This window comes from Streptomyces sp. NPDC007971 (genome assembly GCF_042958635.1).
Taxonomy (GTDB): domain Bacteria; phylum Actinomycetota; class Actinomycetes; order Streptomycetales; family Streptomycetaceae; genus Streptomyces.
Map to the genome: position 1 here is coordinate 1 of NZ_JBIBJK010000054.1, position 8,148 is coordinate 8,148.

2 protein-coding genes are annotated in these 8,148 nt (G+C 73.0%); both read right to left on the minus strand.

The genetic code is table 11. The annotated features are described in order from the left end of the window. A partial coding sequence (locus tag ACFZCP_RS45580) for a beta-ketoacyl synthase N-terminal-like domain-containing protein (RefSeq protein WP_391443098.1) occupies nucleotides 1–895 on the minus strand: 895 nt, incomplete at its 3' end. Nucleotides 896–955: 60 nt separating this feature from the next. Next, nucleotides 956–8,134 (minus strand): type I polyketide synthase, encoded by a 7,179-nt coding sequence (locus ACFZCP_RS45585; RefSeq protein WP_391443100.1) that lies wholly within the window; start codon nucleotides 8,132–8,134, stop codon nucleotides 956–958. Between the last annotated feature and the right edge of the window lie 14 nt (nucleotides 8,135–8,148).

Here is an 8,148-nt window from a genome sequence, read left to right on the forward strand (position 1 = left end):
GGTTGATCGCCGAACCCCGCACCACCGCCAGCACCCGGTGACCGTTGCGCCGCGCGTCCGACAACCGCTCCAGGACCACCATGCCGGCGCCCTCGGAGATGCCCATGCCGTCGGCCGCCGCCGAGAACGCCTTGGACCGGCCGTCCCGGGCGAGCCCGAGCTGCCGCGAGAACTGGGTGAAGATGATCGGGATGGCGGTCACGGTCACACCGCCGGCCAGCGCCAGCGAGCACTCCCCCGACCGCACCGCCTGGCAGGCCAGGTGCAGGGCCACCAGCGACGACGAACACGCCGTGTCCACCGTCACCGCCGGGCCCTCCAGGCCCAGCGAGTACGACACCCGGCCGGAGATGATGCTGGTCGAGGTCCCGGTCATCAGGTGGACGTCCAGGTCCTCGTCCATGCCGGGACCGAAGCCGTAACCGGACAGCGAGGCACCGGCGAACACACCGGTCCGGCTGCCGCGCAGCGACGCCGGATCGATCCCCGCCCGCTCCAGCGCCTCCCAGCAGACCTCCAGCAGCAGCCGCTGCTGGGGGTCCATCGCCACCGCCTCGCGCGGGCTGATCCCGAAGAACGCCGCGTCGAACCCGCTCGCGTCCTGCACGAATCCGGCCTCACGCACATGCGACGTGCCGTCCGGATCCTGTTCGTACAGTTCCTCGATGTCCCATCCCCGGTCGGTGGGAAATCCCGCGATGGCGTCTCCGCCCGCGGCCAGCAGCCTCCAGAGATCCTCCGGGCCCTGGGCACCGCCGGGGAACCGGCAGCCCATTCCGACGATCGCGATCGGCTCGTGGCTTCGTTCCTCGACCTCGCGCAGGCGCTCACGCGTCTCGTGCAGGTTGGTCGTTACCCACTTGAGGTAATCCCGGAGAGTCTCTTCGTCGGCCACTGAACCTCACTCGCCCATTCTCTGAAAGCTCAAGCTTGCTGTCCGCAATGCCGAGAACCTTTACCGGCCGAGTTCCTTGTGGATGAACTCGAATATCTCGTCGTCCGATGCGGACACGATTTTCTCCGCGACGGCCTGACGCTCCGTGGGAGCGCCGGCTTTGGTCCACTGGGAAAGGAGTCCCTGCAGCCGATCGGTGATCTGCTGGTACGTCGTCTCGTCCGGCGACGCCCCGGTCAGAATCGACCCGAGCCGGTCGACTTCCTGAATGAGCGACACCGGAGCCGATTCGCCCTGGAATTCCTCGTTCCAGAGATAGTCGGCCAGCGCTGTCGGGTTGGGGCAGTCGAACAGCAGCGTCGCGGGCAGTTGCAGGCCGGTGGCGGCGCTCAGCCGGTTGCGCAGTTCCACCGCGGTCAGGGAGTCGAAGCCCAGGTCACTGAAGGCGCGCGTGGGTTCGACGGCCTCGGCCGACGTGTAGTCCAGCACCGCGGCCGCCTGCGTCTGCACCAGGTTGACCAGCGTCCGGTTCTGCTCGGCCCTGGACAGGCCCGCCAGTTGCTGCTTCAAGGCGGCGCCCGCCTGCGGGTTGACGGCCTGGTCGCCCCCGGCGGCGTCCGCGCCGGCGTCCGCCAGGGCCTGGCGGACCTCGGGCAGGGCCTCGATGAGCGGGCTGGGCCGGCGCAGCGTGAACGGCGCTGCGAACCGCGCCCAGTCCATGTCCGCGACCGTCACCAGCGCTTCCCGGCCGTCCAGGATCTGGGCCAGCGCCTGGACGGCGTGCCCCGGGTCCATGACGAGCAGCCCGCGCCGCACCATCTGCGCGGCGCCGTCCTCGTCGGTCATCCCGCCGCCGCCCCACGGGCCCCAGGCCACCGAGGTCGCCGTCGCCCCACGGGCCAGACGGCTCTCGGCCAGGGCGTCCAGGAAGGTGTTGGCTGCGGCGTAGGAGGGCTGCAGGCCGCTGCCCCAGGTCGCCGAGATGGAGGAGAACAGCACGAACGCGTCCAGGTCCAGGTCCCGGGTCAGCTCGTCCAGCAGGGCCGCGCCCGTGGCCTTGGCCGCCAGTACCGAAGCCGTCTCCGCCAGGCCGGTCTCCTGCACCGCGGTGGCCTGTCCGACGCCGGCGGTGTGCATCACCGCGGAGAGCGCAGGGCCGCTCGTTGCGATCCAGCCCATCAGCCCGGTCAGGTCGGACCGGTCGCTCACGTCGCAGGCCAGCACGTCCACGCGGGTGCCCTGGGCGGCCAGTTCGGCGGCCGTCGCGGCGACGCCCGCGGCCGTGGGGCCGGAACGGCTGGTCAGGACCAGTCGCGCCGCACCGCGCCCGGCCACCAGTCGCGCCAGGCGCCCGCCGAGCGCGCCGGTTCCGCCGGTGACCAGCGCGGTGCCGCGCGGCGCCCACGGCTCCGCGGAGCCACGGGGCTGCGGGGCGCGGGTCAGCCGTCGGCCGAGGATCCCGGCCGCGCGGATCGCGACCTGGTCCTCACCGCACCCGGCCAGGACCGCGGCCAGCCGCACCCCGGCTCGCTCGTCGAGGACGGCGGGCAGGTCGATCAACCCGCCCCAGCGGTCCGGGTGTTCCAGCGCCACGACCCGGCCGAGGCCCCAGATCTGCGCCTGCACGGGGTGGGTCAGCGTCTCGCTCGGTCCCACGCTCACTGCGCCCGAGGTGGCCGCCCACAGCGGTGCGCCCACCCCCGCGTCGCCCAGCGCCTGCACCAGGGTCAGCGTCGCTGCCAAGCCTCCCGGCACCACCGGATACTCCGGCACGGGCGTCTCGTCCAGCGCCAGCAGCGACACGACACCGGCGAAGCCACCCTGCGGCACCACCGCACGGATCCGCTCGGCCAGCTTCGACCGCTCGTCCGCCGCCCCGGCCTCCAGCAGCACCACCTCGGCCCCACGCACGGACAGCGCCGCCGTACACCCCTGCACCGGCCCGTCCACACCCGCCCCGGCAGGCACCACGACCAGCCAAGTCCCCGACAGCACACCGGCGTCGGGCTCCGCGACCGGCGCCCACGTCACCCGGTAGCGCCAGTTCGCCGTCGCGACCCGGTCCTGCTCGCGGCGCCGCCAGGACGCCAGCGCGGGCAGCACCTCGCTGAGCTGCTTCTGGTCCTCGATGGCCAGCGTGTCGGCAATCTGCGCCAGGTCACCGCCCTCGACGGCCGCCCAGAACTGCGCCTCCGCCGCCGTGCTCGTACCGTCCCCGCCCGCCGAAGGTGTCGCCGTGGCCGCCGTCTCCAGCCAGTACCACTCGTGCTGGAACGCGTACGTCGGCAGCTCCACCCGCTCTGCGGCGGGCAGGACCGTCTTCCAGTCGACCGGCAGCCCGGCACAATACGCCTGCGCGAGCGAGGTGATCAGCCGCGTGGCACCGCCGTTGTCCCGCTCCAGCGTGCCCACCGTCAGCACCTCACTGATGCCCGCATCCTCAGCCGTCTCCAGCACCGCGGCCGTCAGCACCGGATGCGGCGACACCTCCACGAACGCCCCGAAACCGCCGTCGAGCAGCACCCGTACGGCCTCTTCGAAGCGGACCATCCGCCGCAGGTTCGCAAACCAGTACGCGGCGTCGACCTCCTCGCCCGACACCCACCCACCGGTGACCGTCGACGCCATCGGCACCCGACCCGCCCGCGGAGCAATCCCGGCAAGCTCCTCTCCGAGATGAGCCGCCAGTGGCTCCACCGCGGGTGAGTGCGCCACAAAGTCCGTCTCCGGAATACGCCAGCGCAACACCTTCCGCCTCGCCAGCTCCCGCTCGAACTCGTCCAACGCCTCCGGCTCACCCGACACCACCACAGCAGCCGGACCGTTCACCGCGGCCACCGACAACCGCTCACCCCACCCCTCCACAAGCTCCCGCACCGACCCCGACGGCATCACCACCGACACCATCGACCCCTGCACCGACAACCCCGACAACGCACGCGACCGCACCGCCACCACCCGCGCACCGTCCTCCAACGACAACATCCCCGCCACCGTCGCCGCCGCGATCTCACCCTGCGAGTGGCCGACCACCGCATCCGGGCTCACGCCCGCGGCCTCCCACACCGCGGCAAGGGACACCATCACCGCCCACAGCACCGGCTGCACCACGTCCGCACGATCCAACCCCGGCACACCCTCGACACCCGCGAGAACATCACTCAGCGACCACTGCACGTGCGGTGCCAGCGCCTGCTCACACTCCGCCAACCGCGCCGCGAACACCGGGCTCGACCCCACCAACTCCCGGCCCATACCCAGCCACTGCGTGCCCTGCCCGGCAAACACGAACACCGTCCGCGCACCCGACCGGGCCACACCCGACACCACCGAACCCACAGGCCCACCGACAGCCAGGCTCTCCAGGCCGGACACCAGCTCCCCACGATCACCGCCCACGACGACCGCCCGGTGCTCGAACACCGACCGCGTCACCGCCAACGACCACCCGACATCGGCCGGCTCAAGCCCCGGCCGGGCCGCAACCCACTCCCGCAAACAACCCGCCTGCCCCGCCAGACCCCTGGCCGACCGACCCGACACCACCCACGCGACAGGCCCACCGGCCTCCACCACCGAAGGCACCACCACCGGCCCGGACTCTTCGGTGACGTCTCCCGCGCCGGCGTCCTCGGGCTCCGCGAGCCCGGCGGCCGTAGCCTCCTCGATGATGACGTGTGCGTTGGTCCCGCTCATTCCGAAGGAGGAGACACCGGCACGGCGCACCCGGCCCTCGGCCGACCACGGCACCGTCTCGGTCAGCAGCTGCACCTCACCGGCCGACCAGTCGATGTGCGGCGAGCGCTCGTCCGCGTGCAGCGTCCGCGGCAACTGGCGGTGCTGGAGGGCCAGCACCATCTTGATCACACCGGCCACACCGGCCGCCGCCTGGGCGTGTCCGATGTTCGACTTCACCGACCCCAGCCAGAGCGGCCGTCCCTCCGGCCGCTCCTGGCCGTAGGTGGCGAGCAGCGCCTGCGCCTCGATCGGGTCGCCCAGCGGGGTTCCCGTGCCGTGCGCCTCCACCACGTCGACGTCGTCGGCGCGCAGGTCGGCGTTGGCGAGGGCGGCGCGGATGACCCGTTGCTGCGAGGGGCCGTTCGGGGCGGTCAGGCCGTTGGACGCACCGTCCTGGTTGATCGCGCTGCCGCGCACCACCGCGAGCACCCGGTGGCCGTTGCGGCGGGCGTCGGACAGCCGCTCCACCACCAGCATGCCCGCGCCCTCGCCGAGGCCCATGCCGTCGGCCGCCGCCGAGAACGGCTTGCAGCGTCCGTCCGGCGCCAGCCCCATCTGCCGGCTGAACTGGTTGAACAGAAGCGGGTTGGCCGCCACCATCACGCCGCCGGCCAGGGCCAGCGTGCACTCGCCCGACCGGACCGCCTGGCAGGCCAGGTGCAGGGCCACCAGCGAGGACGAACACGCCGTGTCCACGGTGACCGCCGGGCCCTCCAGGCCCAGGACGTAGGCGACCCGGCCGGACACCACGCTGGTCGAGACGCCGGTGACGAGGTGCCCGTCCAGTCCGCCGCTCTGCAGGCCGTTGCTCCAGCCGTACCCCGACGCGGCCGCTCCGGCGAACACGCCCGTCGCGGAGCCGCGCAGTGAAGCGGGGTCGAGGCCCGCCCGCTCCAGTGCCTCCCAGGCCACCTCCAGCAGCAGCCGCTGCTGCGGGTCCATCGACGTGGCCTCTCGCGGGCTGATCCCGAAGAATCCCGCGTCGAACCCGCTCGCGTCGTAGACGAAACCGCCCGCCCGGACGGGCTTGCCGGTGTACTCGTCGTCGGTGCCGACCGTGTCCTCGATGACCCAGCCGCGGTCCTCCGGCAGCACGGAGATGGCGTCGGTTCCGGCAGCCACCAGGTTCCACAGTTCTTCCGGGCTGGTCACACCGCCCGGGTACCGGCAGCTCATGCCGACGATCGCCAGTGGCTCGTCGGTTGCCGCCGCCGCGACCGGAGCGGCCTGAGCGCCGCCGAGTGTGCCCACGAGCTGCGTCAGGAGGAACTCGGCGGCGGCCGTGGGCGTAGGCGCGTCGAACAGCAGGGTGGCGGGCAGTTGCAGGCCGGTGGCGGTGCTCAGCCGGTTGCGCAGTTCCACCGCGGTCAGCGAGTCGAAGCCCAGGTCGCTGAAGGCACGCGTGGGTTCGACGCCCTCGGGCGAGGGGTAGTCCAGCACCGCGGCCGCCTGCGTCTGGACCAGGTTGACCAGCGTCCGGTTCTGCTCGGCCCGCGACAGGCCCGCCAGCCGCTGCTGGAGGGCCGTGCCCGATTCCGAGACGACGGCCGGGTCGTTCCCGGCCGCGTCGGTGGCGGTGCCGTTCAGGGCCTGCCTGACGTCAGGCAGGCTCTCGATGAGCGGGCTCGGCCGGCGCAGCGTGAACGGCGGGGCGAACCGCGCCCAGTCCACGTCCACGATCGTCATCAGGCCTTCGCCGCGGTCCAGGATCTGGGCCAGGGCCTGGACGGCCTGGTCCGCCTCCATGACCATCAGTCCGCGCCGCACGCCCTGCGCGGCGCCATCTTCGTCGGTCATGCCGCCGCCGCCCCACGGACCCCAGGCCACCGAGGTGGCGGGCAGCCCCTGCGCCCGGCGGTGCTCGGCGAGCCCGTCCAGGAAGGTGTTGGCGGCCGCGTAGGCGGGCTGGAGACCACTGCCCCAGGTCGCCGAGATCGAGGAGAACAGCACGAACGCGTCCAGGTCCAGGTCCCGGGTCAGCTCGTCCAGCAGGGCCGCACCCGCGGTCTTGGCCGCCAGCACCGCGGCCGTTTCGGCCAGGTCGGTGTCCTGAACGGCGGTCTCCTGGGGAACACCGGCGGTGTGCATCACCGCGGACAGGGCGGGCCCGTCCGCCGCGGTCCAGGCCAGTACTCCGGCCAGGTCCGCCCGGTCGCTCGCATCGCAGGCCACGACATCGACCCGTGTCCCGGCCGTCGCCAGCTCGGCCGCCAGCGCCGCCGTACCCGTGCCACCGGGCCCGGACCGGCTGGTCAGCACCAGCCTCCGGGCACCGCGGCCGGGCAGCCAGCGCGCCACGTGCCCGCCGATGGCACCGGTACCACCGGTGATCAGCACGCTCCCGCGCGGCGCCCATGCATCGGCGGCGCCGACCGGCTGCGCGGCCCGGGTCAGCCTGCGGCCGAGGATCCCGACCGGGCGGATCGCGACCTGGTCCTCACCACAGCCGGCCAGTACGGCCGCCAGTCGCGCCCCGGCACGCTCGTCGAGGACGGCGGGCAGGTCGATCAACCCGCCCCAGCGGTCCGGGTGTTCCAGCGCCACGACCCGGCCGAAGCCCCACACCAGCGTCTGGACGGGGTGGGTCAGCGCCTCACCCGGCCCGGAGGCGACCGCGCCGGAGGTGGCCGCCCACAGCGGTGCGCCCACCTCCGCGTCGCCCAGCGCCTGCACCAGGGTCAGCGTCGCTGCCAAGCCTCCCGGCACCACCGGATGGGCCGGTACGGGCGTCTCGTCCAGCGCCAGCAGCGACACGACACCGGCGAAGCCGCCCTGCGGCACCACCGCACGGATCCGCTCGGCCAGCTTCGACCGCTCGTCCGCCGCCCCGGCCTCCAGCAGCACCACCTCGGCCCCACGCACGGACAGCGCCGCCGTACACCCCTGCACCGGCCCGTCCACACCCGCCCCGGCAGGCACCACGACCAGCCAAGTCCCCGACAGCACACCGGCGTCGGGCTCCGCGACCGGCGCCCACGTCACCCGGTAGCGCCAGTTCGCCGTCGCGACCCGGTCCTGCTCGCGGCGCCGCCACGACGTCAACGCCTCAAGGACCTCGGCCACATGCTGCTCGTCCTCGACTTCCAGGACCTCGGCGATGTGGGTCAGGTCCCCGCCCTCGACGGCCGCCCAGAAGCGTGCCTCGGCCGCCGTGCTCGCGCCGTCGCCGCCGACCGGGACCGCAGGTTCGGTCGCTGTCTCCATCCAGTACCGCTGGTGCTGGAAGGCGTAGGTGGGCAGGTCGACCCGGTCGGCGGCGGGCAGCACCGTCCTCCAGTCCACCCCCAGCCCGCCGACGTACGCCTGCGCCAGCGAGGTGAGCAACCGCCCGGCACCACCGTTGTCCCGCTCCAGCGTGCCCACCGCCAGCACATCAGCAACACCCGCGTCCTCGGCAGTCTCCAGCACCGCAGCGCTCAACACCGGATGCGGCGACACCTCCACGAACGCCCCGTAACCATCCCCCAGCAGAACCCGAACAGCCTCCTCGAAACGCACCATCCGCCGCAGATTCG

What these genes read in the sequence shown, in the direction of transcription:
- ACFZCP_RS45585 (WP_391443100.1), bottom strand. Translation starts at nt 8,134, where the DNA reads ATGGTGCGTTTCGAGGAGGCTGTTCGGGTTCTGCTGGGGGATGGTTAC.